This window comes from Pseudomonas sp. O39, from assembly GCF_045447295.1.
GTDB classification, from domain to species: Bacteria; Pseudomonadota; Gammaproteobacteria; order Pseudomonadales; family Pseudomonadaceae; genus Aquipseudomonas; species Aquipseudomonas antarctica_A.
The window spans coordinates 241935-268495 of sequence record NZ_JBJGXV010000004.1; the positions used below are offsets into that span (position 1 = coordinate 241935).

At 60.5% G+C, this 26561-nt stretch carries 26 protein-coding genes and 1 other RNA gene; 14 read left to right on the plus strand and 13 right to left on the minus strand.

Annotation, left to right across the window (positions count from 1 at the left end):
- The first annotated feature begins 47 nt into the window (after window positions 1-47).
- From ACI77D_RS08035 to ACI77D_RS08050, 4 genes are all read left to right on the plus strand, one after another.
- Window positions 48-968 carry an SPFH domain-containing protein gene (locus ACI77D_RS08035; protein ID WP_053258568.1) on the plus strand — a complete coding sequence of 307 codons (921 nt, stop codon included), beginning with the start codon at window positions 48-50 and terminating at the stop codon, window positions 966-968.
- Between the two features lie 10 nt (window positions 969-978).
- Entirely contained in the window at window positions 979-1425 is a 447-nt protein-coding gene (locus tag ACI77D_RS08040; protein WP_064454630.1) for an NfeD family protein, read from the plus strand.
- A gap of 69 nt (window positions 1426-1494) precedes the next feature.
- A complete protein-coding gene (locus ACI77D_RS08045) occupies window positions 1495-1809 on the plus strand; it encodes a DUF2388 domain-containing protein (protein WP_064454631.1) in 315 nt (104 codons plus the stop codon).
- 162 nt (window positions 1810-1971) lie between these two features.
- Window positions 1972-3114, plus strand: coding sequence for a DegT/DnrJ/EryC1/StrS aminotransferase family protein (locus ACI77D_RS08050; protein ID WP_064454632.1), 1143 nt, complete (start codon window positions 1972-1974; stop codon window positions 3112-3114).
- A gap of 145 nt (window positions 3115-3259) precedes the next feature.
- Here the strand turns inward: ACI77D_RS08050 and gcvH are convergent, their stop codons facing one another.
- From gcvH to ACI77D_RS08095, 9 genes are all read right to left on the minus strand, one after another.
- Window positions 3260-3643 (minus strand): glycine cleavage system protein GcvH, encoded by a 384-nt coding sequence (gene gcvH, locus ACI77D_RS08055; RefSeq protein WP_064454633.1) that lies wholly within the window; start codon window positions 3641-3643, stop codon window positions 3260-3262.
- Between the two features lie 52 nt (window positions 3644-3695).
- The gene (gene gcvT / locus ACI77D_RS08060; protein WP_064454634.1) at window positions 3696-4778 is read right to left on the minus strand and encodes a glycine cleavage system aminomethyltransferase GcvT; all 1083 of its coding nucleotides are present in this window, start codon (window positions 4776-4778) and stop codon (window positions 3696-3698) included.
- 156 nt (window positions 4779-4934) lie between these two features.
- Window positions 4935-6551 carry an ABC transporter permease gene (locus ACI77D_RS08065; RefSeq protein ID WP_407016364.1) on the minus strand — a complete coding sequence of 539 codons (1617 nt, stop codon included), beginning with the start codon at window positions 6549-6551 and terminating at the stop codon, window positions 4935-4937.
- A gap of 158 nt (window positions 6552-6709) precedes the next feature.
- Complete coding sequence (locus ACI77D_RS08070; protein ID WP_064454636.1) at window positions 6710-7714, minus strand: extracellular solute-binding protein; 1005 nt, start codon at window positions 7712-7714, stop codon at window positions 6710-6712.
- 159 nt (window positions 7715-7873) lie between these two features.
- Window positions 7874-9091 (minus strand): 2-octaprenyl-3-methyl-6-methoxy-1,4-benzoquinol hydroxylase, encoded by a 1218-nt coding sequence (locus ACI77D_RS08075; protein WP_407016408.1) that lies wholly within the window; start codon window positions 9089-9091, stop codon window positions 7874-7876.
- Window positions 9092-9100: 9 nt separating this feature from the next.
- Window positions 9101-9586: a DUF4442 domain-containing protein gene (locus ACI77D_RS08080; protein ID WP_221295870.1), complete on the minus strand. Its 486-nt coding sequence runs from the start codon at window positions 9584-9586 to the stop codon at window positions 9101-9103.
- Entirely contained in the window at window positions 9579-10766 is a 1188-nt protein-coding gene (ubiH, locus tag ACI77D_RS08085; protein ID WP_407016365.1) for a 2-octaprenyl-6-methoxyphenyl hydroxylase, read from the minus strand. Before ubiH ends, ACI77D_RS08080 begins: the two co-directional genes overlap by 8 nt.
- Entirely contained in the window at window positions 10763-12085 is a 1323-nt protein-coding gene (pepP, locus tag ACI77D_RS08090; protein ID WP_064454640.1) for a Xaa-Pro aminopeptidase, read from the minus strand. Before pepP ends, ubiH begins: the two co-directional genes overlap by 4 nt.
- 20 nt (window positions 12086-12105) lie before the next feature.
- Window positions 12106-12663 (minus strand): YecA family protein, encoded by a 558-nt coding sequence (locus tag ACI77D_RS08095; RefSeq protein WP_017135268.1) that lies wholly within the window; start codon window positions 12661-12663, stop codon window positions 12106-12108.
- Window positions 12664-12801: 138 nt separating this feature from the next.
- On the opposite strand from ACI77D_RS08095, the gene ACI77D_RS08100 reads away from it, so the two are divergent.
- The 4 genes from ACI77D_RS08100 (at window position 12802) to ACI77D_RS08115 (ending at window position 14222) form a co-directional block, all read left to right on the plus strand.
- Window positions 12802-13011 carry a TIGR02449 family protein gene (locus ACI77D_RS08100; protein WP_064454641.1) on the plus strand — a complete coding sequence of 70 codons (210 nt, stop codon included), beginning with the start codon at window positions 12802-12804 and terminating at the stop codon, window positions 13009-13011.
- Window positions 13008-13325, plus strand: coding sequence for a cell division protein ZapA (locus ACI77D_RS08105; protein WP_064454642.1), 318 nt, complete (start codon window positions 13008-13010; stop codon window positions 13323-13325). The genes ACI77D_RS08100 and ACI77D_RS08105 overlap by 4 nt, the downstream gene beginning before the upstream one ends.
- A gap of 30 nt (window positions 13326-13355) precedes the next feature.
- Window positions 13356-13534, plus strand: a non-coding RNA gene (gene ssrS, locus ACI77D_RS08110) — 6S RNA.
- A 58-nt stretch (window positions 13535-13592) separates the two neighbouring features.
- Window positions 13593-14222, plus strand: a complete 630-nt coding sequence (locus ACI77D_RS08115; protein WP_262668063.1) for a 5-formyltetrahydrofolate cyclo-ligase — start codon at window positions 13593-13595, stop codon at window positions 14220-14222.
- A 7-nt stretch (window positions 14223-14229) separates the two neighbouring features.
- Here ACI77D_RS08115 and ACI77D_RS08120 read toward each other — a convergent pair whose 3' ends face one another.
- Entirely contained in the window at window positions 14230-14379 is a 150-nt protein-coding gene (locus tag ACI77D_RS08120; RefSeq protein ID WP_167353713.1) for a hypothetical protein, read from the minus strand.
- Window positions 14380-14573: 194 nt separating this feature from the next.
- On the opposite strand from ACI77D_RS08120, the gene ACI77D_RS08125 reads away from it, so the two are divergent.
- The 4 genes from ACI77D_RS08125 (at window position 14574) to ACI77D_RS08140 (ending at window position 19890) form a co-directional block, all read left to right on the plus strand.
- On the plus strand, window positions 14574-15023 hold the full coding sequence (locus tag ACI77D_RS08125; RefSeq protein WP_064454644.1) for an EVE domain-containing protein: 450 nt from the start codon (window positions 14574-14576) through the stop codon (window positions 15021-15023).
- Window positions 15024-15092: 69 nt separating this feature from the next.
- A complete protein-coding gene (locus ACI77D_RS08130) occupies window positions 15093-16058 on the plus strand; it encodes an HlyD family efflux transporter periplasmic adaptor subunit (RefSeq protein WP_221295872.1) in 966 nt (321 codons plus the stop codon).
- The gene (gene rbbA, locus ACI77D_RS08135) at window positions 16055-18772 is read left to right on the plus strand and encodes a ribosome-associated ATPase/putative transporter RbbA (RefSeq protein ID WP_221295873.1); all 2718 of its coding nucleotides are present in this window, start codon (window positions 16055-16057) and stop codon (window positions 18770-18772) included. The genes ACI77D_RS08130 and rbbA overlap by 4 nt, the downstream gene beginning before the upstream one ends.
- The gene (locus ACI77D_RS08140) at window positions 18772-19890 is read left to right on the plus strand and encodes an ABC transporter permease (RefSeq protein WP_407016366.1); all 1119 of its coding nucleotides are present in this window, start codon (window positions 18772-18774) and stop codon (window positions 19888-19890) included. The genes rbbA and ACI77D_RS08140 overlap by 1 nt, the downstream gene beginning before the upstream one ends.
- A 144-nt stretch (window positions 19891-20034) precedes the next feature.
- On the opposite strand, the gene ACI77D_RS08145 is transcribed toward ACI77D_RS08140, so the two are convergent.
- Window positions 20035-20442, minus strand: a complete 408-nt coding sequence (locus ACI77D_RS08145) for a flagellar basal body-associated protein FliL (protein ID WP_064454648.1) — start codon at window positions 20440-20442, stop codon at window positions 20035-20037.
- A gap of 150 nt (window positions 20443-20592) precedes the next feature.
- Between ACI77D_RS08145 and ACI77D_RS08150 the strand changes: the two genes are divergently transcribed.
- Together ACI77D_RS08150 and glpT are read left to right on the plus strand one after the other, a co-directional pair.
- Entirely contained in the window at window positions 20593-21570 is a 978-nt protein-coding gene (locus tag ACI77D_RS08150; protein ID WP_064454649.1) for an NADPH:quinone oxidoreductase family protein, read from the plus strand.
- A 292-nt stretch (window positions 21571-21862) separates the two neighbouring features.
- On the plus strand, window positions 21863-23200 hold the full coding sequence (glpT, locus tag ACI77D_RS08155; RefSeq protein ID WP_064454650.1) for a glycerol-3-phosphate transporter: 1338 nt from the start codon (window positions 21863-21865) through the stop codon (window positions 23198-23200).
- Here the strand turns inward: glpT and ACI77D_RS08160 are convergent.
- Both ACI77D_RS08160 and ACI77D_RS08165 read right to left on the minus strand, forming a co-directional pair.
- Window positions 23197-23850, minus strand: a complete 654-nt coding sequence (locus ACI77D_RS08160; RefSeq protein ID WP_262666528.1) for a gamma-glutamylcyclotransferase — start codon at window positions 23848-23850, stop codon at window positions 23197-23199. The genes glpT and ACI77D_RS08160 overlap by 4 nt on opposite strands.
- Before the next feature lie 53 nt (window positions 23851-23903).
- On the minus strand, window positions 23904-26291 hold the full coding sequence (locus ACI77D_RS08165; RefSeq protein ID WP_221295876.1) for a TonB-dependent siderophore receptor: 2388 nt from the start codon (window positions 26289-26291) through the stop codon (window positions 23904-23906).
- Between the last annotated feature and the right edge of the window lie 270 nt (window positions 26292-26561).

Below are 26561 nucleotides of genomic sequence, written 5' to 3' on the forward strand. Positions count from 1 at the left end.
ACTCGGTCGCACATCGTTTCACTGACACCATCAGATAGGGAATCGCTATGCAGATCGGAACCGTACTGCTTCTATTCGTGGGTTTGGCCGTAGCCATCCTGTTCATGGGTTTTAAAGTGGTGCCCCAGGGCTACCAATGGACCGTCGAGCGCTTCGGTCGCTACACCAACACCCTCAAACCCGGCCTCAACATCATCATTCCGATCATGGACCGTATTGGTCGCAAGATGAACGTGATGGAAAGCGTGCTGGATATCCCGCCTCAGGAAGTCATCACCGCCGATAACGCCACCGTGCAGATCGACGCCGTGTGCTTCTTCCAGGTGGTCAACACGGCCCAGGCCGCCTACGAGGTCAACAACCTCGAGCATGCTATCCGTAACTTGCTGCAAACCAATATCCGCACCGTGCTCGGCTCCATGGAACTGGATGCGATGTTGAGCCAGCGTGACGGCATCAACGAGAAACTGCTGCGTACCGTGGATGAAGCCACGGCACCGTGGGGCATCAAGATTACCCGGATCGAGATCAAGGACATCAGCCCGCCTGCCGACCTGATGGCCGCCATGTCCGGCCAGATGAAAGCCGAGCGGATCAAGCGTGCGCAGATTCTGGAGGCCGAAGGCCTGCGCGCATCGGCGATCCTGACTGCCGAAGGCAAGAAGCAGGCGCAGATCCTTGAGGCCGAGGGTAGCCGTCAGGCGGCTTTCCTGGAGTCCGAAGCCCGCGAGCGTCAGGCCGAAGCCGAAGCCCGCGCCACACAAGTGGTTTCCGAGGCAATCGCTTCGGGGAACGTGCAGGCGGTTAACTACTTCGTTGCGCAAAAATACATTGATGCCTTGGGCAAGCTGGCTTCGGCCAACAACAGCAAAGTCATCCTGATGCCGTTGGAAGCCAGCCAGGTGATTGGCGCAGTCGGTGGCATCGGCGAAATCGTCAAGGCAACCTTCGACAACAAGAAAGGCTGAGGCAGTCGCCATGTGGGATTTCCTGCAGCATCTGTCGTTCTGGGATTGGTTGGCACTGGGTACAGTGCTGTTGATTCTTGAAGTATTCGGCGCCGGTGGCTACCTGCTGTGGATGGGGATTGCCGCCGCTGCCGTAGGTGTGATCAAGTTTCTGGTCCCACCGCTTGGGCTGGAGTGGCAGCTGCTGCTATTCGCTGTTTTGTCGATCCTGACAGCCGTGTATTGGTGGAAACGCCAGCGCAGCAGCGCCAAGGTCAGCGACCAGCCGGGGCTGAACATGCGCGGCTCGGAGTTGATCGGTCGCACATTTTTGGTGCATCAGGCGATCGTCGATGGCCGGGGCAAGATAAAAGTCGGCGATGGCGTGTGGATAGTGACTGGCCCGGACAGCCCCGTAGGCGCTCAAGTACGTGTCATTGGTCAGGAAGGCGTGGTTTTACAGGTCGAAACTGTTTAGTCAGTGATGGAACTCGGTTGGGCTAACTACAATCAAACTGTTCAGATAACCCAGTCGGAGTCACCCATCATGCGTCTCAAATATGCTGTCGCAACCCTCGCTGTGCTTTCCCTTCCTGTCGGTTCAGCCATGGCCGACAGTTTCTGGCGCAACGTCATCTCATCGGGCGCCACTACCGGCTCGACGTACCTGACCTTCAAGGACCACAAGCTGGTGGTCGCCGCCCAAGACGACGCAGGCAGCTTTGTTGCCAGCGACGGCGGCATCCGCGGCCCGTACCTGGAAGCCGCCATGCAAAAAGTGCGCGCTGACAACCCTGGCCTCAAGGCCACCGATATGGATTTGGCCAACGCTATCCTCGCGAAAAACGCTGTGACCGAGTAACAGCGCCCTACAAAGAATGCCGCTTTCCCAAGCGGCATTTTTTTGTCCGTAACATGACGATTCATTCACGCATGACAGGCTATATTCAGTCGAACCGTGCAACTATGCGGTACTGATACGTCTATTACTTATCGCCTATCTGAAACGGATGCCTTCGTCGTTATGAGCCAACAGCCCTTTCTGCCGTTTTCCAAACCTACCATTGATGAAGCCACCATCTCGGCGGTCGGCGACGTACTGCGCTCAGGCTGGATCACCAGCGGGCCAAAAGTGCAGGCGTTCGAAGCACAACTGTCGGAATACTTTGGCGGCCGTCCGGTACGCACCTTCAACTCCGGCACCTGCACCATGGAGATTGCCCTGCGCATCGCCGGGATCGGCCCTGGGGATGAAGTCATCACCACTCCGATCTCCTGGGTCGCCACCGCCAACGTCATTCTGGAAGTGGGCGCCACGCCGGTATTTGCCGATATCGACCCGGTCACCCGCAATATCGACCTGGCCCAGGTGGAAGCAGCGATCACCCCACGTACCAAGGCGATCATCCCGGTGTACCTGGCGGGCCTGCCCCTGGATATGCCGATGCTGTATGCACTGGCCAACAAGTACAACCTGCGTATCGTCGAAGACGCCGCCCAAGCGTTGGGTTCCAGCTGGAATGGCAAGCGTATCGGCGCTACGGGCGACTTCGTGTCGTTCAGCTTCCAGGCGAACAAGAACATCACGTCTTCCGAAGGGGGTTGCCTGGTGTTGAACAACGCCGAGGAAGCGCGCCTGGCAGAAAAATATCGCCTGCAGGGCGTTACCCGTACCGGCTTCGACGGCCTGGACGTAGATGTGTTGGGCGGCAAGTTCAACATGACCGACATTGCCGCAGCCATCGGCCTGGGGCAGTTTGCCCATATCGAGAAGATCACTGCCCATCGCCAGAACCTGGCACGGCACTACTTCAAGTGCTTCGGCAGTGACTTTGAAGAGACGTACGGCGCGCAACTTCCGCCGGCGGATTTCGAAAACAGCAACTGGCACCTGTTCCAGCTGGTACTGCCGGAGCGTCAGGATGGCCTGCCCGCGCGCGCGACCTTCATGGAGCAAATGCAGGCCCACGGCGTCGGCATTGGCTATCACTACCCGCCGATCCACCTGCTGAGCCTTTATCGGGCGCAGGGGTTCAAGGAAGGCATGTTCCCGGTGTCGGAGCGTGTTGGGCGTTTGATCGTGTCGTTGCCGATGTTCACGGCGATGACAGAAGCGGACGTGGAGCGGTCGGTCGCTGCGGTTAAAGCGGTACTGAAAGCGAGCTGAAAACAAACTGCCAGCTATCCGCAATCAACTGTGGGAGCTGGCTTGCCTGCGATGGCATCACCACGGTGTAACCGCTACACCGAGGCGTCTGCATCGCAGGCAAGCCAGCTCCCACATTGATTTGTGCTGTTCCAACTGCTCGCGTTTACTCGCCGATGGCGGCTTTGTAGCCGGCGGCATCCAGCAGTTTTTCCAGATCAGCCGGGTTGCTTGGCTTGAGTTTGAAGATCCAGGCGCCGTACGGGTCGGAGTTCAACAGCTCAGGCTCGCCGCTCAAGGCATCGTTCACCGCGATCACTTCGCCAGCAATCGGCGAGTAGATATCCGAAGCGGCTTTCACCGATTCAACCACACCCGCCTGCTGAGTCGCCTCAAACACGCTGCCGACTTCGGTCAGCTCAACGAACACCACATCACCCAACGCTTCCTGGGCATGATCGGAGATCCCGACGGTCACAGTGCCGTCAGCTTCCAGACGGGCCCATTCGTGACTTTCGGCAAAACGCAGGTCGGCAGGGATATCGCTCATAGTCTGTGTCCTCAAGATTAAATGTCAGCGGCCTTTGGCCTGCCGGAAATAGTTAGATCAAGGTTTTGCCATGGCGCACGAAGGTCGGTTTGACCACTCGAACCGGGTACCACTTACCGCGGATTTCCACTTCGGCCCGATCGGCAGTGGCCGTCGGCACACGCGCCAGCGCAATGGATTTGCTCAGCGTAGGAGAGAAACTACCACTGGTGATCTCTCCTTCGCCAACATTGGCGATACGAACCACTTGGTGAGCACGTAAAACCCCACGCTCCTCCAGCACCAGCCCGACCAATTTGAATCGCACTCCGCCAGCCTTTTCCGCCTCGAGGGCGGCACGGCCGATGAATTGGCGATCGGCAGGCTCCCAGGCAATACTCCAGGCCATATTGGCCGCCAGGGGCGAAACATCCTGGTGAATATCCTGGCCATACAGATTCATGCCGGCTTCCAGGCGCAGGGTATCGCGGGCGCCAAGGCCAATGGGTGAAATACCGGCACCGACCAGATCGTTGAAAAAACCCGGTGCCTGGGCGGCAGGCAGGACAATTTCCAGGCCATCTTCACCGGTATAACCCGTGCGGGCGATAAACCAATCGCCGTCGACCTGGCCTTCAAACGGCTTGAGCTGATGGATCAGCGTGCCGCGAGACTGGGTGACCAACTCGGCGATTTTCTGCCGGGCATGCGGCCCTTGAATGGCAAGCATCGCCAACTCGGACCGCTCATGCAGTTGCACCGAGTAGTTGCCCAACTGTGCCTGCATCCAGGCCATATCCTGGTCACGGGTGGCGGCGTTGACCACCAGCCGGTAGCCCGTCTCGGTGCGGTAGACGATCATGTCGTCCACCACGCCGCCCTGCTCATTGAGCATGGCGCTGTAAAGCGCACGGCCGCAGCCATGCAAACGATCGACATCATTGGCCAGCAGGTGCTGGAGCCATTCCTTGGCCTGAAGGCCTGTGACATCAATCACGGTCATATGAGATACATCGAACACCCCGCAGTCGCGTCGCACCTGATGGTGCTCTTCAACTTGCGAGCCGTAATGCAGAGGCATATCCCAACCGCCAAAATCGACCATTTTCGCGCCGAGGGCGAGATGCAGGTCATACAGAGGCGTACGCTGTCCCATGGGTTTCTCCTTCCGGGCTTGGCGAAGATGCGCAGAGTTGCCATGTGCGCTGAACACCTTGTATTACCAGGCCTGCAGCGACATTTAGCGACTCGCCCCGAAAGACGGAGCGCACCGAATGCCGCGCATTGTAGCCGCAAGCCGTAGGACTGGCACCTAACCGATTTGTCGTGCAGAGCGTCGGATCAGGCCGATCACCGGCAACAGGCCCACCAACACCAGTGTCAGTGCCGGCAACGACGCCCGCGCCCATTCCCCTTCACTGGTCATTTCAAAGATCCGTACCGCCAGGGTGTCCCAGCCAAACGGGCGCATCAGCAGGGTCGCAGGCATTTCCTTGAGCACATCGACGAACACCAGCAGCGCCGCGCTCAATGTCCCCGGCAGCAATAGCGGCAGATACACTTTGCAAAACAGTCGTGGCCCACTTACGCCGAGGCTGCGCGCCGCTTCCGGTAAAGACGGCCGGATTCGCGCCAGGCTGTTTTCCAGCGGCCCGTAGGCCACCGCCAGAAAACGCACCAGATACGCCAGGACCAGCGCCGACAGGCTGCCAAGCAACAAAGGCTTGCCAGCGCCGCCGAGCCAACCTGACAACGGCACTACCAGCTCACGGTCCAGGTAGCTGAACGCCAGCATGATCGACACCGCCAGCACAGAGCCCGGCAAGGCATAGCCGACATTGGCCAGGCTGATTCCGGAGCGAATCGCGCGCGTCGGCGCCAGACGGTTGGCAAAGGCCAATATCAACGCAACGCTGACCGTGATCAGGGCCGCGATGCCGCCCAGGTAGAGGGTGTGAACGATCAAGCCGGTATAACGCTCATCCAGATCGAACCGACCCCGCTGCCAGAACCAGGCGACCAGTTGCAGCATCGGGATAACAAAGGCACAGGCAAACACCAAACCACACCAACCACTGGCAGCTGCGGCCTTGAACCCGCGCAGGTGATACAGCGCCTTGCCGCGTGGCCGCTCATTGCCTGCGCGGCTGGCACCTCGGGCACGTCGTTCGCCGTAGAGCACCAGCATTACCACCAGCAGCAACAGGCTGGCGAGTTGGGCGGCGCTGGAAAGGCTGAAAAAGCCGTACCACGTCTTGTAGATGGCGGTGGTAAAGGTGTCGAAGTTGAATACCGAGACTGCGCCGAAATCTGCCAGGGTCTCCATCAACGCCAACGCTACGCCAGCGCCAATCGCCGGACGTGCCATGGGCAGCGCCACGCGCCAGAACGCTTGCCAGGGCGATTGGCCGAGCACTCGCGCCGCCTCCATCAAGCCTTTGCCCTGAGCCAAAAACGCGGTGCGCGCCAGAAGATAGACGTAGGGGTAGAACACCAGCACCAACACGATGATCACACCGCCAGTGGAGCGCACGCGCGGCAGGCGTAGACCGCTGCCCAACCATTCACGCAGCAGGGTTTGGACCGGCCCTGCGAAATCGAGCAGGCCGACAAACACGAAGGCCAGCACGTAGGCAGGAATAGCGAAAGGCAGCATCAGGGCCCAGTCGAGCCAGCGCCGCCCGGGAAATTCGCAGAGGCTGGTCAGCCAGGCCAGGCTCACGCCGAGCAGCGTCACACCAACGCCGACGCCCAGCACCAGGGTCAGCGTGTTGCCCAGCAGACGTGGCATCTGGGTTTCCCACAAGTGCGACCAGATCTGCGTGTCGATGCTTTGCCAGGACAGCAACAGCACGCTCAGCGGCAGCAGTACCAGAGCGGCGACGGTGAAGACCGGCAGGTACCAGCGGCGTTGGGCGGGGTGGGCCAAGGAAAACTCTCGGGAAAATGAAGGTTTTGAAGTCGTCGCTAACCAATGTGGGAGCTGGCTTGCCTGCGATGCAGGCACCTGGGTGTGTCAGTCACTCCTCGGTGAGGCTATCGCAGGCAAGCCAGCTCCCACATTTTGATCGGCGGCGTTCTAAAAATTTAGTTCCAGCCAGCGCGGTCCATCAAGCGAATGGCTTCAGCCTGGCGCTTGCCCGCCACTTCCACCGGCAAGGTATCGGCGATGAACTTGCCCCAGGTCGCCACTTCCGCTGACGGCGGCACGGCGGGGTTAGCCGGGAACTCCTGGTTCACATCGGCAAAAATCTTCTGCGCCTCAGCCGTGGTCATCCACTCCACCAAGGCCTTGGCAGCCTCCGGGTGCGGCGCATGCTTGGTCAGGCCAATGCCCGACAGGTTCACGTGCACGCCACGGTCGCCCTGGTTCGGCCAGAACAGCTTCACCGCCAGGTCCGGCTTTTGCTTGTGCAGGCGGCCATAGTAGTAGGTGTTGACGATACCCACGTCGCACTGCCCGGCGTTGATGGCTTCAAGCACTGCGATGTCATCGGAGAACACGTCGGTGGACAGGTTGCTGACCCAGCCCTTGACGATTTCTTCGGTCCTGGCCGCGCCATGGGTTTCGATCAGGGTGGCAGTCAGCGACTGGTTGTAGACCTTTTTCGCGGTGCGCAGGCACAGTCGACCTTCCCACTGCTTGTCGGCCAGGGCTTCGTAAGTGGTCAAGTCGCCCGGTTTTACCCGGTCAGTGGAATAGGCGATGGTCCGCGCGCGCAGGCTAAGACCCGTCCACGCGTGGCTGGAAGCGCGGTATTGCAGGGGAATGTTCTTATTGATCACTTCAGAGGTGAACGGCTGCAGGATGCCCATCTGCTCGGCCTGCCAGAGGTTGCCGGCGTCGACGGTCAGCAGCAGGTCAGCCGTGGCGTTTTCGCCTTCGGCCTTGATCCGCTGCATCAGCGGGGCTTCCTTGTCGGTGATGAACTTCACCTGCACCCCGGTTTTCTGGGTGTAGGCGTCGAACACCGGCTTGATCAGTTCGTCGATGCGCGAGGAGTAGACCACGACTTCGTCGGCTGCCTGCACGGTGGTGCTGCCGATAAGGGTGAGTGCCAGGGCAGTCAGGAGGCGCTTGGGTGCCAACATGGGTGCGGTCTCTCATTTGCAAAAAGAGGGCAAATGATAAGGACTCACATTTGGTAGCGCTCGATGGAGGAGTTACCAGATGTTGCACAGCCGGATTTGCGCGAGCGCTGATGGCCTCATCGCGGGCAAGCCCGGCTCCCACAGGGACTGCATTTCAAGTCAGGGCTTGGCCAGCTCCGGCAGATATCCCGTCAACCCCAGGGCCTGACGTACAAAAACCGCTTTGGCTTCGGGCATCTGGTCGACCATTTTCAACCCGGCGTTGCGCAGCCAGCGTAAAGGCAGTTGATCGGCCTGGAACAAGCGCTCAAAGCCTTCCATCGCCGCCATCAACGCCAGGTTATGCGGCATGCGTCGACGCTCGTAGCGGCTCAGCACCTTCACATCGGCCAGGCGCTCGCCGCGCTCGGTAGCGGCCAACAACACTTCGGCCAGCACCGCTGCATCGAGAAAACCCAGGTTCACGCCCTGCCCCGCCAACGGGTGGATCACGTGCGCCGCATCACCGATCAGCGCCAGTCCTTCAGACACATAACGTTTGGCGTGACGTTGGCGCAACGGCACGCACACACGTGGGTCGGCGCTGATCACCGTACCGAGCCGCCCTTCAAAGGCACGCTCCAGTTCACGGCAGAAGCTGTCGTCATCCAGCGCCATCAGGCGTTCGGATTCAGCAGGTGTGGTCGACCAGACGATTGAGCACCAATCTTCTTGCCCGTCGCGCACCAGCGGCAAAAATGCCAGCGGGCCGGTATCGGTAAAGCGTTGCCACGCCGTGCGCTGGTGAGTCTGGCTGCTGCGCACGCTGGTGACGATGGCGTTGTGCAGGTAATCCCATTCACGCGTCGCGGTGCCGGTCAGGCGGCGCACGGCGGAGTGGGCACCGTCGGCGGCAACCACCAGCGGTGCACGCAATTTGCGGCCATCGGCCAACGTCAGCAGCCAGTCATCACCGGAGCGACGCATCTGCTCCAGGCGCGCATTGGCCAGCAAGCCCAGGTCGCAATCGTGCAGGCGATCAAGCAACGCGTCCTGAACCACACGGTTCTCGACGATATGCCCCAGCACTTCGGCATGCACGCTGGCCGCCGAAAAGTGGATGTGCCCAGTGCCGCTGCCGTCCCACACCTGCATCTCACCGTAAGGGCTGGCGCGCCGCGACACGATGCCGTCCCACACGCCCAAGCGCTCGAGGATGCGCTGGCTGGCGCCCGACAAGGCGCTCACGCGGGGCTCGAAGGCCGCGTCACGGTCGAACGGCTTGACGCTCAGCGGGCTGCCATCGAGCAGCAGCACTTGCAGGCCACTGCCCTGCAACGCCAGCGCCAAGGCGCTCCCGACCATTCCGGCCCCGACAATCAGCACATCTGCGCGCATGTCCATGCTTTAAGCCTGTCTCGCTGGCGGCTTGCGCCGCACGTAAAGGGTTTTGTCGACCCGCGCCACCAAGGTGCCGGAGCCGTCATGAATCTGCACCTGAAGCTGGGGCAAGTACTTCTCACCCCCTTCGGTCTGTCGGCGAATCTCGTCCAGCAAGGCCTCGTCGATGGAAAACTCGGCATACACCGGGCCTTTGCCCGGCGAGATGAAATCGATACTCGCGGCCTTGTCCCAGACGATGTAGTCGCGACCCAGGTTCTCCATCAACAGCAACATGTAGAACGGGTCGACCATGGAATACAGGCTGCCGCCAAATTGCGTGCCGACGTAATTACGGTTGTACCAGCCCAGGCCCATGCGAACTTTGACGTGACGAAAGTCGGCGCTCATGTGCTGCACGCTTATCCCCGCCCCCAGATAGGGCGGATAAAGGGTCATGACCCAACGCAATAGCCGCGCTTTACCCAAGCGTTCGATCAACCACTTACGCATCGGGGCGCGTACCCAAGCCCATGGCCTGGCGGGCGAACCAGCGTTTGGCCGGCGGCAGCAGGTCCAGGCCCAGCAGGCCCATATTGCGGCCCATGGCTACCAAGGGTTGAGCGCTGCCAAACAGGCGCGTGACTTGATCGGAGAAACCCACCGTGAGCTTCTGATCCAGGCGCTGGCGCTCGCGATAACCTTGCAACGTCGCCAGGTCACCCGGCACCGCCGGCCCGGCCAGCAAGGCTTCGGCCAAGGCAGTCGCATCGCGCAGGGACAGGTTGAACCCCTGCCCGGCAATCGGGTGCAGGCTGTGGGCCGCATTGCCGAGGACCGCCAGGTGGGAGCGTACTTGTTCTTCCGCTTCCACCAGGGTCAGCGGATACAAATGACGAGCGCCCACTTGCTTCAGGGTACCCAGGCGGTAGCCGAACACGCCCTGCAGTTCGCTCAAGAAACTGCGCTCATCAAGGTTGGCCAGGCGCTGGGCGTCCATGCCGATGCGCGTCCAGACCAGCGCGCAGCGATTGTCCGGCAGCGGCAGCAAGGCCATCGGGCCTTCATCGGTGAAGCGCTCGAAGGCTTCGCCGTTGTGTGCCTCGCTTGGGGTGATGTTGGCGATCAGCGCACTCTGGTTGTACGGGCGTGTTTTTACACCGATGCCTAATTGCTCGCGCAAACCGGAGCGGCCACCATCGGCCAGCACCGCAAGGTCGCACTCCAACACGGTTTCATCATTGAGGGTCAGGCGATAGCCGTCGGGCAACGGCTCCATGCGCGTGACTTCCGCCGGGCAGCGCCAGCTCACCACTTCTTTGTCCAAACCTTGCCACAGGCATTGGCCGAGCCAGGCGTTTTCCACCACGTAACCGAGGGCAGGCAGGCCTTCCTCCATCGCGGATAACCGCGCAGTGGAGAAGCGCCCACGGTCCGACACATGAATCTGCTTGATCGGCTCGGCGCGGCGGGAGATGGCTTGCCACAGGCCCAACCGCTGATAAATCTGACGAGCGCCGTAAGACAACGCCGAAGAACGCGCATCGTAGCTCGGCTGGTAATTGTCACCCGGCGCAAAGGGTTCGATCAGCACGATGTTCCAACCACGCGCCTTGGCGCCTGCCTGCAACGCCAGCGCGAGACTGGCACCCACCAGGCCACCGCCGATTATTGCCAGGTTGACCCGGCTCATCGGGCAGCCGCCATCAGCGCTTCGATCTCGACAACCGTCTTGGGCACGCCGCCGGTCAGAATTTCACAGCCTTGTTTGGTCACCACCACGTCGTCCTCGATGCGCACGCCAATGCCACGCCATTTCTTTGCTACGTTCTGGTTGTCCGGCGAAATATAGATGCCGGGTTCCACGGTCAACGCCATGCCGACTTCCAGCACCCGCCATTCGCCGCCGACTTTGTACTCGCCCACATCGTGGACATCCATGCCCAGCCAGTGGCCGGCGCGGTGCATATAAAACGCACGGTAGGCTTCGCTGGCGATCAACTCGTCGACATCGCCCTGCAACAGACCCAGCTTCACCAGCCCGGCAGTGATGACTTTTACCGTCGCTTCATGGGCCTGGTTCCAGTGTTTGTTCGGCGCAATTTCGGCAAAGGCAGCTTCCTGGGATGCCAGCACAATCTCGTAAATCGCTTTTTGCTCGGGCGAAAACCTGCCGTTGACCGGCCAGGTACGGGTGATGTCGCTGGCGTAGCAGTCAATCTCGCAACCGGCGTCGATCAGCACCAGGTCGCCGTCCTTGAGCACCGCGTCATTCTGCTGGTAATGCAGGATGCAGCTGTTGCGCCCGGCGGCGACGATGGAGCCATAGGCCGGCATTTTCGCGCCGCCCTTGCGAAATTCGTAATCCAGCTCGGCTTCCAGGCTGAATTCATACAACCCCGCGCGGCTGGCCTGCATGGCCTTCACGTGGGCCGCACAGGAAATTCGCGCGGCCTCGCGCATTACTTTCACTTCTGCCGCCGATTTATACAGGCGCATGTCGTGGAGCAGATGATCCAGGGCAACAAATTCGTTCGGCGGCTGGGCGCCCAGGTGCGCTTTAGAGCGGATCACGTTGATCCACTCCATCACATGCCGGTCGAACTCGGCGTTGCTGCCCATGGCCGAGTACACCCGGTCACGGCCTTCAATCAGGCCGGGCAGGATGTCGTCGATGTCGGTGATGGGGAATGCATCGTCGGCGCCAAAGTCACGGATCGCGCCTTCGGTGCCGGCGCGCAGGCCGTCCCACAATTCGCGTTCGGCGTTGCGTTCGCGGCAGAACAGCACGTACTCACCATGCTGGCGACCGGGCATCAGCACGATCACCGCTTCGGGTTCGGGAAAACCGCTCAGGTACTGGAAGTCGCTGTCCTGGCGGTAGACGTGCTCGACATCACGATTGCGAATGGCCACGGCAGCGGCCGGCAGAATCGCGATGCTGTTGGGTTCCATCTGCGCCATGAGCGCCTTGCGGCGACGGGTGTATTCCGCTTTCGGGATATGGATCATGGGCAGATGGGCTTCCTTTCTTAATGCAGCGAAGGCTTGGGTGCAGCGGGCTCAGCGGATTTTTTGGTCTCGGTGAACAGCAGCAGCGGCGCGACGCGCAGGTATTCCATCACTTCCATGTAGTCGCCTTCGCCGTCTTCGGACTCTTCCAGGGCATCTTGCACCTGGGAGATGGCCGCCAAGTCTTGCAACACTTCCTTGGCATCGGTGCTCAGTTCCAGGCCGCCGGCGTTCACGCCGAAGCCGTGGAGGAAACCCTGGCACCATTGGCCCAGCGCCGCAGCGCGTTCGGTGAGTGGCGCGTCGTCGGTCGGCAACAGCAGGACTACGGTGACGTCATCACCGGTCAGCTCGCCCTTGACCATCTCTTGCAGGCCGATCAGCGCGTTACGCACGTTCTCGGTCGGTTCGGTTTCCAGCAGCTCGGCCACATCAGCCAGCCAGTTGTCGGCATCGAAGCCAACACCCGTGCAGCTGCGGCCCAACAACACGCCGTGCAGTTCGGCAGGCGAGCAAGGATGACCGCTGGAGCTCAGCAGTTTGGAAAAAGCGTCGTACGGGGAGTTCTGAATAGGCATGGTGAGCTAGGCGCCAGACGGCGCAATGTCTAGAATGAAGCGCTGTATCCTAGCACCGGCAGACGTACCAAGACTATCGAGGGCGTCAGATCGTTTATCCTGCAGTTGCCATTCATCAGACAAATCCAGTGGAACCCAATGGAAGACACCGAACTGCAAGCGCTGATGGCCAGACTCGAGTTGCTAATTGATCGGGTCGAGCAACTTAAGAGTCAAAACGGACTCCTATTAGCTCAGGAAAAGACCTGGCGCGAGGAACGCGCTCACCTCATTGAAAAAAACGAAATCGCCCGGCGTAAGGTCGAATCGATGATTTCGCGCCTGAAGGCCCTGGAGCAAGACTCATGAGTTCAAGCAATAGCGTTACCGTGCAGATCCTCGACAAAGAATATTCGATCATCTGCCCCCAGGAAGAACGCAGCAACCTGGTAAGTGCTGCCCGCTACCTGGACGGCAAAATGCGTGAAATCCGCAGCAGCGGCAAAGTCATCGGTGCCGACCGCATCGCCGTGATGGCTGCGCTGAACATTACCCACGATCTGCTGCATAAGCAGGAACGGCCTGACGTTCAGGCCAACGGCTCAACGCGCGAGCAAGTGCGTGACCTGCTGGAACGCGTGGATCTGGTGCTTTCCACCGATTCAGACGCACCCAAGGGCTGATTGCCAAGTCTGTTTAAGGTATACTCGCCCCACTCCCTGGCGTGTTTGCCAGTCGGCGATGTCCCTGAGCCGATTCGCACTACCCTGGAAGTTGCACGTTGGGCTGGTGTGCATGTCCGCTAGACGGAAAGCCTTAAAGCCTACTGCATCTTCCACCTTGAACTTTCGGGTTCAAGGGCTAAGTCGACAGCGGCTCTGTCGGGGAGCCTGAATTCCCAAACTCAATGCCAGTCCCAGGACTGGCATTGTTTTATGAGCCGAAAAACCATGACCGAACCTGCGCCGCTTTCCCGCCCGCAACTTCGACGCATGTTGCGCAAGGCCCGCCGCGAGCTGACGCCGAGCGAACAGCGTAAGGCAGCCCAAGGCCTGTATCGGCAACTGGCACAGCAACCGCTGTTTCGCCGGGCCAGACATATCTCTTTGTATCTACCGACGGACGGCGAAATCGATCCGCGCTTGCTGCTGCGCGCCGCTCAGCGCCGGGGCAAGGCCACTTACCTGCCGGTGCTCAGTGCCTGGCCGCGAACCAAGATGGTGTTCCAGCGTGTGCGGCCTGGGGATAAGTTGTTGCCCAATCGCTTTCGCATTCTTGAGCCGCGCGTGAATGCCAATCGCCAGCGCCCGGTATGGGCACTCGATCTCGTGCTGCTGCCGCTGGTGGGGTTCGATGATGTGGGTGGGCGCCTGGGCATGGGCGGCGGGTTTTATGACCGCAGCCTGGCCTACCTCGCCAGGCGCCAAAGCTGGCGCAAGCCGACGCTGCTGGGGCTGGCCCACGAATGTCAGAAAGTCGAGCGCCTGGCGCAGGCAAGCTGGGACGTGCCACTGGCGGGCACCGTCACCGATAAGCAGTGGTATGTCGCAGAAACGTCGCTGGAGTCAGCGACGCCTTGAAAAAGTGTTAACGCTTGAACGGTTGCGGCTGCTGCTGAGCCAGTTCAATGGGTGCATCGGTCTTGTTCGACCACAAGCTCTGGGCATACCCGGTGGTCACGACGCCCAGACCAAACAAAATAACCAAAATCCATAGTAAATCCGGTTTACGTTGCATCGATTGCCCCCCTTCAGGCACCTCGTACACGATGACAACAACGTTCCAAAGTAGTCCGTTGCAGCTGCGTCAAGCTTAAAAGCGGGCATTCTGCGGTAACGCGAACCAACACGCAAACCTTGACGCCAACCGACTGTCGGTTTGTCATGGAATTGCCTGACAACTTATCCAATGCCTTTTTCAGGAGCCCAAAAATGGCCTACTGGCTGATGAAATCCGAGCCCGACGAACTTTCCATCAACGGCCTGGAAAAGCTCGGCGAAGCCCGCTGGGACGGGGTTCGCAACTACCAGGCGCGCAACTTCCTGCGAGCCATGGCGGTCGGTGATGAGTTTTTCTTCTACCACTCCAGCTGCCCCGAGCCCGGCATTGCCGGCATCGGCAAAATCATCGAAGCGGCCTACCCCGACCCCACTGCGCTGGAACCGGACAGCCACTATTTCGATGCAAAGGCCAGCCCGGAGAAAAACCCGTGGAGCGCGATCAACGTGGCACACGTTAAAACCTTCCCCAAGGTGCTGGGCCTGGGTTACCTGAAACAGCAAACCGCCCTCGCCGAACTGCCGCTGGTGCAAAAGGGCAGCCGGCTTTCGGTCATGGCGGTCACGCCTGAGCAGTGGGCCACGATCCTCAATTTGCTTTAACTGACCGATATCAACACCCTCCCGGGGTAAACCGGTCACACTGGGACGCTAATGCCGCAGGATGCAGCCATGTCTACGAACCGCCATATGTCGCGCCTTTTCGCTATTGCCCTGATCGCCCTGTTGCTGGGTGCCGGCGGCTTCGGTTACTGGCGATCCACCCAAGACCGCCTGCCAGAAGGCTTGAGCATGGGCAATGGTCGCCTGGAATCCACCGAAGTGCAGATCGCCGCCAAGATCCCCGGGCGCCTGGCCGAAGTGCGCGTGGACGAAGGCGACAAGGTGCTCAAAGGCCAATTGCTGGCGCGCATGGACACCCGCACTCTCGAAGCCCAGCGCGCCCAGGCCGAAGCCGAAGTGCTGCGCGCCAAGGAAAACTTCGCCGCCGCCGAAGCCAACGTGCAACTGCGCCAGAGTGAACAACTGCTGGCCAGCCAGGAACTCAGGCGCACCCAGGAACTGTATAAGCGCGGCTTCGCCAGCAGCCAGTTGATCGACCAGCAGCAAGCGCGTCAGAACACCGGCAACGCCGCCGTGGTTGCCGCGCAAGCTCAGGTCAATGCGGTGAAAGCCGCCATTGGTGCGGCCCAGGCTCAAGTGGCCCAGCTCACCAGCGAAATCGACGACAGCAGCCTGCGTGCGCCCATCGACGGCATCATCCAGTTACGCCTGGCCGAGCCTGGCGAAGTGCTCGGCGCGGGTGGCCGAGTTTTGTTGCTGATTGATCCCAATGATCAGTACATGAACCTGTACCTGCCCGCGTCCATCACCGGTCGTCTGACCGTCGGCAGTGACGCGCGCATCCTGCTCGACGCCCTGCCCCAGCAACCGCTGCCGGCGAAAATCAGCTTTGTCGCCGACAAATCGCAGTTCACGCCCAAGGAGGTCGAGACCCGCGACGAGCGTCAGAAGCTGGTGTTCCGCGTCAAGCTGCGGCTGACTCAACCCAGCGCCGTACCGCAAGCCAAGCCGGGCATGCCCGGCGCCGGCTACGTGCGCACGGCTGATATCGACTGGCCGGCCAACCTGCAATGACCGACCTGGCGCTGCACGCCACGGGGATCAACCACCGCTACGGCAAGCAACAGGCACTCGTCGATATCGCCTTCAGCCTGCCCGCCGGCACACGCTGCGGCTTGATCGGCCCGGATGGCGCGGGCAAATCGAGCCTGCTGGGGCTGATCGCCGGAGTTAAAAAGCTTCAGGCGGGGCAACTGGAAGTGCTCGGTGGCTCTATCGAAGACCGCCACCACCGCAACAGCCTGTACCCACGCATCGCCTTCATGCCCCAAGGCCTGGGCGGCAACCTGTACCCCGAACTGTCCATCAGCGAGAACATCCGTTTCTTCGCCACACTGTTCGGTTTGTCAAAAGCCGATTGCGAGCAGCGCATGCACAACCTGCTGCTGGCCACCGACCTCGCGCGCTTCGCCGAGCGCCCGGCCGGCAAGCTGTCCGGTGGCATGAAGCAGAAACTCGGCCTGTGCTGCGCGCTGATCCACGACCCGGACCTGCTGATCCTCGACGAGCCCACCACCGGCGTCGACCCACTGTCGCGCCGACGCTTTTGGGAGTTGGTCGAAACCGTACGCCACGAACGCCCGCAGCTGACGCTGCTGGTGGCCACGGCCTACATGGAAGAAGCCGAGCAGTTCGAACACTGCCTGATGCTGGATCGCGGCAAACTGATCGCCGACGGCCTCAGCAGCGAATTGGCGGCCGCGACACCCAGCGGCAAGCTGGATGAGGCCTTTACCCACTTCCAGGGCGACAGTGCCCACAACAATCAGCCGCTGGTGATTCCGCCGCGTAACAGCGATAACACCGATATCGCCATCGAAGCCCACGACCTGACGCTGCGTTTTGGTGATTTCACCGCGGTGGATAAAGTCAGCTTCGCCATCGGCCGAGGTGAGATTTTCGGCTTCCTGGGCTCTAACGGTTGCGGCAAGACCACCACCATGAAAGTCCTCACCGGGCTGATGCCGGCCACCGAAGGCAGCGCCACGCTGCTCGGCAACCCGGTGAATGCCAAGGACCTGGCGACCCGCAAGCGCGTGGGTTTCATGTCGCAAAGTTTTTCGTTGTACGGCGAACTCAGCGTGCGCCAGAACCTGGTGCTGCACGCGCAACTGTTCGACTTGCCCAAGGCCGATGCCGGCCCGCGGATCGACGAGCTGATCAAGCGCGTCGACCTCAGTGATGTAGCCGAGCAGCCGTCCGGCGAGTTGCCGCTGGGCCTGCGCCAACGCCTGTCATTGGCCGTGGCGGTGCTGCATCGCCCGGAAGTGCTGATCCTCGATGAGCCCACCTCGGGCGTCGACCCGGCAGCGCGGGATGATTTCTGGCGATTGCTGATCGAGCTGTCCCGCGAACAAGGTGTGACGATCTTCCTGTCCACCCACTTTATGAACGAGGCCCAACGCTGCGACCGCATCTCCCTGATGCACGCGGGCAAGGTGCTCGCCTGCGACACGCCCGACGCACTGCAAACGCAATTCCATGGCGACACCCTCGAAGCTGCGTTCGTCACCTGCCTGGAGCAGGCACAAGGCGAACCGGAACCTGCCGCGCCGAGCGCAACCGTCAGCGATACCGGCGCAGCGCCCGTCAGCAAACACGGTTTCAGCCTGGCTCGGCTATTGGCCGTGGCGGGCCGCGAAGGCAAGGAGCTGCTGCGCGATAAAGTGCGCATGGCCTTCGCCCTGCTGGGGGCGATGTTCATGATGGTGATCTTCGGCTACGGGATTTCCCTGGACGTGGAAAACCTCGCCTTCGCCGTCTACGACCAGGACCAGACGCCGCAGAGCCGTGCCTACCTGGAAGCCTTTCGCAGTTCGCGCTACTTCGCCGAACAAGCGCCCATCCGCGACGCCAATGAATTGCACCGTCGCCTGCAGCGTTCGGAAATCAAACTGGCGCTGGAAATCCCGCCCGGCTTTGGCCGCGACCTCTACGCCGGTCGCCAACCCACGGTAGCCGCGTGGCTCGACGGCGGCATGCCGTTTCGCGCGGAGACCAGCCGCAACTATGTTGAAGCCGTGCACCTGGGCAACCTCCAGCAACTGGCCGCGCTGAGCAGCCTGCCCTTGAACGCCCCAGCCACCGCCAAGCTCGAAACGCGCTTTCGCTATAACCAGGACGTGGTCAGCGTGAATGCCATCGGCCCGGGCGTGATGGCGCTGATCCTGGCGTTTATCCCTGCGATGCTCACCGCGCTGGGCATCGTGCGCGAGAAAGAGCTGGGCTCGATCACCAACTTCTATGCCACGCCCCTGACCCGCCTGGAATTCCTGCTGGGCAAACAGGCCCCCTACCTGGCCGTGAGCCTGGTCAACCTGGCGCTGCTGGTGGCGATGAACCGCTGGCTGTTCGGTGTACCGTTTAAAGGCAGCGGGTTGACCCTGGCATTTGGCGGCCTGCTGTATGTGCTGGCCACAACGAGCATGGGCCTGCTGATCTCAGCGTTCACCCGCACTCAAATTGCGGCGATCCTCGGCACCATGATCATCACCAGCCTGCCGACCATCCAGTTCTCAGGGTTGATCGTGCCGCGCTCGTCCCTGGAAGGCGCGGCCGCACTGATGGGCACGTTGTTTCCCGCCGGGCACTTTCTGGATATCGCGGTGGGCACCTTTACCAAGGCTCTTGACCTGCGCCAGTTGTGGCCGCAGTGCCTGGCGCTGTTCGGTTTTTTTGTCGGGTTCACCGGGCTGAGTTTGATCATGCTCAAGAAGCAGGAGGCCTGATGCACAAGCTCGCTCACATCCTGCGCCTGGGTATCAAGGAACTCACCAGCCTGCGCCATGACAGCGTGTTGCTGCTGTTTCTGGCCTACGCCTTTACTGTCGCGATCTACATGCCCGCCGCCGGCTCGGTAATTGGCGTGCACAACGCCAGCGTGGCCTTTGTCGATGAAGACCACAGCGCGCTGTCCCGGCAGATGGCCGAAGCATTGCAACCGCCGGAGTTTCAACCACCCGCGCCGCTGGCCTATGACCAACTGGATAAGGTCATGGACAGCGGCGAGTACACCTTCGTGATCAACGTGCCGGCAAATTTCCAGGCCGACGTGTTGGCCGGGCGGCAACCGGGCGTGCAGGTGAACGTCGATGCCACGGCGATGAGCCAGGCGTTCATGGGCGCAGGCTACATCGGCAGGATTTTCCAGCGTGAGCTGCTGAGCTACAGCGGCCAGGCCAATGCCAGTCAGACGTTACCCGCGCTGCTGACCACCCGGGCGCTGTTCAACACCAACCTGGAAGGCGGCTGGTTCCTGGCGGTGATCCAGATCGTCAACAACATCACCATCCTGGCCATCGTGCTGACCGGCACCGCGCTGCTGCGCGAGCGCGAGCACGGCACGCTTGATCATTTATTGGTACTGCCGCTGACCGCACTGGAAATCATGCTGGCGAAAATCTGGAGCAACATGCTGGTGGTGGTGCTGTGCACCTGGCTGTCCCTGGAGCTGGTGGTCAAAGGCTTGCTCGGCGTGCCGCTGGCCGGGTCCATGAGCCTGTTCCTGTTTGTGACGGCACTGTATCTGTTTGCGAGTACCGCACTGGGGATCTTCCTCGCCACCCTCGCTCGCTCGACGCCGCAATTCGGTTTGCTGGCAATTCCGGTGATCATCCCAATGCTGTTGCTGTCCGGTGGCAGCACGCCGCTGGACAGCATGCCCGAGTGGCTACAGTGGGTGATGCAGGGCTCGCCGTCGACGCACTTTGTGAGCCTGAGCGCAGCGATTCTGTTCCGGGATGCGGGCGTGAGTGTGGTGTGGCCGGACTTGCTGGCGCTGGCGGCGATTGGCCTGGTGTTTTTTGCGGTGGCGTTGGCCAGGTTTCGCAAAAGCCTGGCTTCTTAACTGTGGCGAGCGGGCTTGCCCCACGTTGGGCTGCGCAGCAGCCCCATCCAGATTCACCACATTGTTTCAGGTGTACCGAGGCGTATGGTTTTGGGGCGGCTTCGCCACCCAACGCGGGGCAAGCCCGCTCGCCACAAGGAACCGTTACTGGATGATCAAGTTGTTGAACAACAGGTCTTCCACCACCGGCTTGCCGGTTTCGTCGTTCATGACTTGCTGGGTTTGCTTCAAGGCTTCCTGGCGCAGTTTTTCTTTGCCTTCGACCGTACTCATGGCTTCGTTGGTCTGCTGGGTGAACAGCGCAACCATCTGGTTACGAATCAATGGCTCGTTGGCCTTGACCGCGGCAAGGGCTTCGGGGCCAGTCACTCGCAAGGCGATGTCGGCCTTGAACACCTTGAGTTTCGTTGTGCCATCCAGGCCGTAATTGCCCACGAAGGGCGGGTTCAGACTGTAATAGCTGACCTTGGGCGCCTCGCCTTCTTTCGCTTCTTCGGCCTGGGCTGCCATCGGCAAGGTCAGGGCGAGCATCAACAGGATCCACGCTTTCACAGTTCATTCCTCAAATTCGATTGCCCGGTAGCATAACGCTAGCAAGGCTGAGCACAAGCTTATGGCGACTTATCAGGCCCGGGCATGCTCGTTGACCCACGGGCGTACCCTCCTACACTTATCGGCCACGACGCCAAAAGGAATAGTCCGATGAAAGCTGTGCTGTGCAAAGCCTTCGGCCCCGCCGAAACCCTGGTGCTGGAAGAGATCGCCAGCCCGGCGATCAAGAAGAACGAAATCCTGTTGGACGTGCACGCGGCCGGGGTCAATTTCCCGGACACCCTGATCATCGAGGGCAAATACCAGTTCAAGCCGCCTTTCCCATTCTCGCCGGGTGGCGAAGCGGCCGGCGTGGTCAGTGAAGTCGGTGAAAAACTCAGCCACTTGAAAGTCGGCGACCGGGTCATGGCCCTGACCGGCTGGGGCAGCTTTGCCGAGCAGGTCGCCGTGCCGGGCTACAACGTGCTGCCGATCCCGCCGAGCATGGATTTCAACACCGCCGCGGCCTTCAGCATGACCTACGGCACTTCGATGCACGCCTTGAAACAAAGGGCCAACCTGCAACCCGGCGAAACCCTGTTGGTACTCGGTGCCTCGGGTGGCGTGGGCCTGGCTGCCGTGGAAATCGGTAAAGCCATGGGCGCCCGGGTAATCGCCGCCGCCAGCAGTGCGGACAAACTGGCCGTAGCCAAGGCCGCCGGCGCGGACGAATTGATCAACTACAGCGAAGCCAACCTTAAGGACGAAATCAAGCGCCTGACCGACGGCAACGGTGTCGATGTGATCTACGACCCGGTAGGCGGCGATCTGTTTGACCAAGCTGTTCGTGGTATCGCCTGGAACGGCCGTTTGTTGGTGGTGGGCTTTGCCAGCGGGCGCATTCCCGAGCTGCCGGTGAACCTGGCGCTGCTCAAGGGTGCGTCCGTGGTGGGGGTGTTCTGGGGCTCGTTCGCGCAGCGCCAGCCGCAGGACAATGCGGCGAACTTCCAGCAGTTGTTCACTTGGTACGCCGAGGGCAAATTGAAGCCGTTGGTGTCGCAGGTGTATCCGCTGGAACAGGCTGCCCACGCGATCAACGACCTGGGGCAGCGCAAGGCGGTGGGTAAGGTCGTCGTTCAGATCCGATAATGATTTGAAACGCGGTCAATGTGGGCGCTGGCTTGCCTGCGATTGCGGTGGGTCAGCTCCAACAAATGCAGCTGACAGACCGCAATCGCAGGCAAGCCAGCTCCCACATTTTGATCTCCAGTGCTTCGAAGAAGCTGATTACGGCCCATACTTATCCATTAGCGACATGTTCGTAAGAGAACATGCAATCGCTCGGATTTCCTGTGTTTGCAGATAAGAGGCGATGCTATTTTCGGTAACGAAACTGTAACATTCGCATCCGCAGTCAAAACAAGAAATTTGGAGCTCTTGAATGTTTGCTTTCTTCCGTCCTGCCGCACACCAGGCGCCCCTGCCTGAAGAAAAAATAGACAGTACCTACCGACGACTGCGCTGGCAGATCTTCGCGGGTATTTTCTTCGGTTACGCCGGGTACTACCTGCTGCGCAAAAACTTCTCGCTGGCCATGCCGTACTTGATCGACGAGGGTTACACCCGTGGTGAGCTGGGCCTGGCGATGTCGGCGATTGCGATTGCCTACGGACTGTCCAAATTCCTCATGGGCCTGGTGTCCGACCGCTCTAACCCGCGCTATTTCCTGCCCTTCGGCCTGCTGATATCGGCGGGCGTGATGTTCATTTTCGGTTTCGCACCTTGGGCAACGTCCAGCGTGACCATGATGTTCATTTTGCTGTTCATCAACGGCTGGGCCCAGGGCATGGGCTGGCCGCCAAGTGGACGGACCATGGTGCACTGGTGGTCGCAGAAAGAACGCGGTGGCGTGGTGTCTGTGTGGAACGTGGCGCATAACGTCGGCGGAGGCCTGATCGGCCCGCTGTTCCTGCTGGGCATGGCTTGGTTCAACGACTGGCATGCCGCGTTCTATGTGCCGGCGACCGTGGCATTGGCGGTGGCGGCGTTTGCCTTCATCACCATGCGCGACACCCCGCAATCGGTCGGCCTGCCGCCTATCGAGCAATACAAGAACGATTACCCGGAAGGCTACGACGCCAGCCACGAAGACGAATTCAGCGCCAAGGAAATCTTCGTCAAGTACGTGCTGCGCAACAAAATGCTGTGGTACATCGCCTTCGCCAACGTCTTCGTCTACCTGCTGCGCTACGGCGTATTGGACTGGGCGCCGACTTACCTTAAGGAAGCCAAGCACTTCGACGTGGATAAAACCTCGTGGGCGTATTTCTTCTACGAGTGGGCGGGCATTCCGGGCACGCTGCTGTGCGGCTGGATGTCGGACAAGATCTTCCGTGGCAACCGAGGCCTGACCGGCATCGTGTTCATGGCCTTGGTCACCGTGGCGACCCTGGTTTACTGGCTCAACCCGCCAGGCAACCCAATGGTCGACATGATTGCGCTGTTCTCTATCGGCTTCCTGATCTACGGCCCGGTGATGCTGATCGGTCTGCAGGCGCTGGAGCTGGCACCGAAAAAAGCCGCGGGCACCGCTGCAGGCTTCACGGGCTTGTTCGGTTACCTGGGTGGTTCGGTGGCCGCGAGTGCGGCCATGGGCTACACCGTGGACCATTTCGGCTGGGACGGTGGCTTTGTGTTGCTGGTGGGCGCCTGCCTGTTGGCGATCGCGTTCCTGATCCCAACGCTGTGGCACACCAATAGCGTCAGCACGGCGCGTTAATCGCCGGAAAAATCCTTAGCACAACGCTTGAGCCGCGCCTCCAGATTCTTATCTGGCATGGCGTGGCTACGCAGGGCGTTAACGGTCTGCTCGACGTAATCGCGCGTCGTGCCGTAACGCCCGCAAGCACTTTCCAACACGTGATTGAGCACGATATCGGGCAGGTTGCCGGCATAGCTGGGCAAGTGCCGCTCCAACACGAATCCCAACGCCTGTACCTGACTGCCATCTTCCAGACGGCAGCTGAGCCAGTGCGGCCGATACGAGGGGTAAGGCATCTCGCGCTGCCACAAGGCATAAAGAGAAGCCTCAAGCTGGTCTTCCGGCAAGCGGTAGGCAAAACCGCTGCAAGAACCCCCACGATCCAGGCCAAACACCAACCCCGGCAGCTCCGGCGTCCCCCGATGCTCGTGTGACCACAGGTACAGGCCACGGTGATAACCGTGAACCCGCGCGCGCATGCGCTGGGTCGACGAGCATTCGGGACGCCAGATCAGCGAACCATAAGCGAATAGCCAGACCGGCCCACCCTTATGCTTGGCCATCGTGGCCTGCATTGAGCTCATCAATTGCTCGTGAGTAAGTTGCGGCCCCAGATCGAGCCGCGGAGGGTAAGCCAATTGCAAAAGATCGGTTTCAATAACGGTCATGGCGGATCGCTTAGGTCTCCTTTGCCACTACAGAATGTTGCTACGAGAAGCTATTACCAATTGTAAGCAACTTTACCGTAATAGAACGCGCCGCTGTAACCGTATGGCGAAAAAGTGCTATAGGCGAGGTTGCCGCCGCTGCTGGCGTAGGCATTGACCTTCTCCGGGTATTTATCGGTGACGTTGTCGCCGCCCAGGGTGAAGGTCCAGTTCTTCAGCTTGTAGTCCGCCGACAGGTCCAGTACCCAGGCAGCCTTGAAGGTCTGGTCGTTGATGTTGTCCGCCTGGTAACTGGTGAATTCGCCGTAGCGCACCAGATTGCTGTGCAGTGCCCAGCGGCCGTAGGTGAAATCGTTACCCAGGCTCAATTTGTGCTGAGGTGTGGTGTCGCCGAGTAAACCGATACGCTCGCGGCGGTCCACCCGCACCAGATTGGCGCCCAGACTGTCCAGAATGGCCGGGTTGGCCTTCACGTCCGTGACCTTGGTGTGGTTGTAGTTGTAGCCAACCGTGCTGTTCCAGCGGATGCCATTATCGAACTGGTAACGATAGTTGGCCACCAGATCGACGCCGTCGGTACTGGTGTCGGTGGCGTTGGTGAAATAGCGGGCACTGGTGTAGTTGATGTTGCCGACACCGTTGGCTTGCAGGTAGGCAATGGTGGCCGGGTTGAGATTGAGGTTGGACGACAGGCTGATGCGGTCGCGGATGTCGATGCGGTACACGTCGAGTGTCACGGTCAGGTCATCGGCAGGTTCAAGCACCAGGCCAAGGCTGTAGTTACGCGACTTCTCGGCTTTCAGGTCTTCGGCGCCCAGCAAGCGGGCCACCTTGCTGTTGGCCGGGAAGGTGCCGGCCTCCTGAATGGTGCTGCCGATCAACTGTGACGAGGTGTAGGCAAAGTTCTGCTGGGCCAGAGACGGCGCCCGAAAGCCGTTGGAGATGCTGCCACGCAGGGCCACTTGCGGGGTGAAGTCATAGCGGGCCGACAACGAGCCGCTGACATTGGAGCCGAAGTCGCTGTAGTCCTCATGGCGCACGGCGGCCGAAGCACTGAGTTTTTCGGTGAAGTTGGTTTCCAGGTCCAGGTACTGGGCCCAGTTATGCCGTGAACTGCTGCCGGCATCGGCATCACGGAAACCACCCAGGCCTGAGCTGCCGGTCTGGTAGTAGGACGCCGGGTCGCCCGCTTCGATTTCATAACCCTGGTGCAGGTATTCGCCGCCAAAGGCCACCGACACCGGGTAAGGCAGGAAGCCCACGTCGAACTCACGGGACAGGTCCAGGCTGACTTGTTTCTGCTCGTTGCTCAGCGTGCCATTGTCGAACTTTCGCGGCGTGGCCAGGCCCAGTGAGGTGTTGATGGTGTCGGTACTCAGCTCATACTGATTTTTGCCGTAGTTGGCCGACAGGTCGTAGTGCCAGTCGTAAGCCAGCAAGCCACGCAAACCGACGACCAATGAGCTGTCTTCCAGGTTGCCCTTGATCAACGGCAGGTAGCCATTGGGGTTGAGCGCCGCAATGTTATTGGACGCATTGCTTGCCCGGTAGAACGCCGCCGTTTCACCGCGGCGTTTGCTGTAACCGCCAAAGGTGTAGAACTCGAGCCCGTCGCTGAAGGAATACTCGGAGTTGAACTGCAATTTGCCTTCATTGGTGGCCGGCTCACCCTGACGGAACACCCGCTGCCCGTAAGTGGTGGAGCCGATGCTGCCAGGGCGCAAATCATCCCCGGCGCGGTTGGTGTAATCGTTGTCGGCGCCTTCGGCCGAAAGGTTGATAAAGCCGTTGTCGCCCAAGGCCAGGCCGGTATTGCCGCTGACATTGCGCTGGATACCGTCACCCTTTTTGTACTCGCCGAACTTGGTCGAAATCGAGCCGCCATGGTCGTCGTGCTTGAGGATCACGTTGATCACCCCGGCAATCGCGTCAGAGCCATAGCGCGCCGACGCACCGTCACGCAGCACTTCGATATGGTCGACGGCCGACAGCGGGATGGCATTCAAGTCCGCCGGGGCCGAGCCACGACCCACGGCCCCGCCGAGGTTGACGAATGCACTGGTGTGGCGGCGTTTGCCGTTGACCAGCACTAACACTTGGTCCGGCGACAAACCGCGCAACTGCGCAGGGCGCACCAGTTCGGCGCCATCCACCAGGCTGGGGCGCGGGAAGTTGATCGACGGAATCAGGCGCGCCAACACCGCACCCAGCTCATCGGAGCCGGTGCTGCGCAGGGTATCGCCGGAGATCACGTCGATGGGCGACAACGAAGCACTGGCGGTGCGCTCTTGGGCGCGAGTGCCGGTGACGATCACGGTGTCGAGTTTTGGTGCGTCGGCGGTAGCTGTTTCGCTCGCAAGGACTGGATTGAATCCCACAGCGGTCAGCAAATTTGCCGACAAAATCGCTGTGTACAGCGTGTGTTTCTTATAGCTCCCCATACCGCTCCCCTAAGAATCAACAATCAGAACTTCAATGCTCTGGTTCGTACGATCGATCCGGCTGGTGGGCGGTGGCGGTCCGTTAGTGGTTATTGGCAGATAGTCGGTAGTCCGTTCCTTATATCTTAATGAGATTTTTCCTACATCAGTAATACCGTAAATGAATAAGCATAGGCGACCAAGCTTTCAGCGCAGGTTCAGGCCATGCAGGACGTTAACCGCCAAACTGCCAACGTTTAGCGACCCCACATTAGCCGCCCATCCGAACGA

Coding starts and splice junctions, on each gene's coding strand:
- ACI77D_RS08035 (WP_053258568.1), top strand. CDS start 48: ATGCAGATCGGAACCGTACTGCTTCTATTCGTGGGTTTGGCCGTAGCC.
- ACI77D_RS08040 (WP_064454630.1), top strand. CDS start 979: ATGTGGGATTTCCTGCAGCATCTGTCGTTCTGGGATTGGTTGGCACTG.
- ACI77D_RS08045 (WP_064454631.1), top strand. CDS start 1,495: ATGCGTCTCAAATATGCTGTCGCAACCCTCGCTGTGCTTTCCCTTCCT.
- ACI77D_RS08050 (WP_064454632.1), top strand. CDS start 1,972: ATGAGCCAACAGCCCTTTCTGCCGTTTTCCAAACCTACCATTGATGAA.
- gcvH (WP_064454633.1), bottom strand. CDS start 3,643: ATGAGCGATATCCCTGCCGACCTGCGTTTTGCCGAAAGTCACGAATGG.
- gcvT (WP_064454634.1), bottom strand. CDS start 4,778: ATGGGACAGCGTACGCCTCTGTATGACCTGCATCTCGCCCTCGGCGCG.
- ACI77D_RS08070 (WP_064454636.1), bottom strand. CDS start 7,714: ATGTTGGCACCCAAGCGCCTCCTGACTGCCCTGGCACTCACCCTTATC.
- ACI77D_RS08075 (WP_407016408.1), bottom strand. CDS start 9,091: ATGCGCGCAGATGTGCTGATTGTCGGGGCCGGAATGGTCGGGAGCGCC.
- ACI77D_RS08080 (WP_221295870.1), bottom strand. CDS start 9,586: ATGCGTAAGTGGTTGATCGAACGCTTGGGTAAAGCGCGGCTATTGCGT.
- ubiH (WP_407016365.1), bottom strand. CDS start 10,766: ATGAGCCGGGTCAACCTGGCAATAATCGGCGGTGGCCTGGTGGGTGCC.
- pepP (WP_064454640.1), bottom strand. CDS start 12,085: ATGATCCATATCCCGAAAGCGGAATACACCCGTCGCCGCAAGGCGCTC.
- ACI77D_RS08095 (WP_017135268.1), bottom strand. CDS start 12,663: ATGCCTATTCAGAACTCCCCGTACGACGCTTTTTCCAAACTGCTGAGC.
- ACI77D_RS08100 (WP_064454641.1), top strand. CDS start 12,802: ATGGAAGACACCGAACTGCAAGCGCTGATGGCCAGACTCGAGTTGCTA.
- ACI77D_RS08105 (WP_064454642.1), top strand. CDS start 13,008: ATGAGTTCAAGCAATAGCGTTACCGTGCAGATCCTCGACAAAGAATAT.
- ACI77D_RS08115 (WP_262668063.1), top strand. CDS start 13,593: ATGACCGAACCTGCGCCGCTTTCCCGCCCGCAACTTCGACGCATGTTG.
- ACI77D_RS08120 (WP_167353713.1), bottom strand. CDS start 14,379: ATGCAACGTAAACCGGATTTACTATGGATTTTGGTTATTTTGTTTGGT.
- ACI77D_RS08125 (WP_064454644.1), top strand. CDS start 14,574: ATGGCCTACTGGCTGATGAAATCCGAGCCCGACGAACTTTCCATCAAC.
- ACI77D_RS08130 (WP_221295872.1), top strand. CDS start 15,093: ATGTCTACGAACCGCCATATGTCGCGCCTTTTCGCTATTGCCCTGATC.
- rbbA (WP_221295873.1), top strand. CDS start 16,055: ATGACCGACCTGGCGCTGCACGCCACGGGGATCAACCACCGCTACGGC.
- ACI77D_RS08140 (WP_407016366.1), top strand. CDS start 18,772: ATGCACAAGCTCGCTCACATCCTGCGCCTGGGTATCAAGGAACTCACC.
- ACI77D_RS08150 (WP_064454649.1), top strand. CDS start 20,593: ATGAAAGCTGTGCTGTGCAAAGCCTTCGGCCCCGCCGAAACCCTGGTG.
- glpT (WP_064454650.1), top strand. CDS start 21,863: ATGTTTGCTTTCTTCCGTCCTGCCGCACACCAGGCGCCCCTGCCTGAA.
- ACI77D_RS08160 (WP_262666528.1), bottom strand. CDS start 23,850: ATGACCGTTATTGAAACCGATCTTTTGCAATTGGCTTACCCTCCGCGG.
- ACI77D_RS08165 (WP_221295876.1), bottom strand. CDS start 26,291: ATGGGGAGCTATAAGAAACACACGCTGTACACAGCGATTTTGTCGGCA.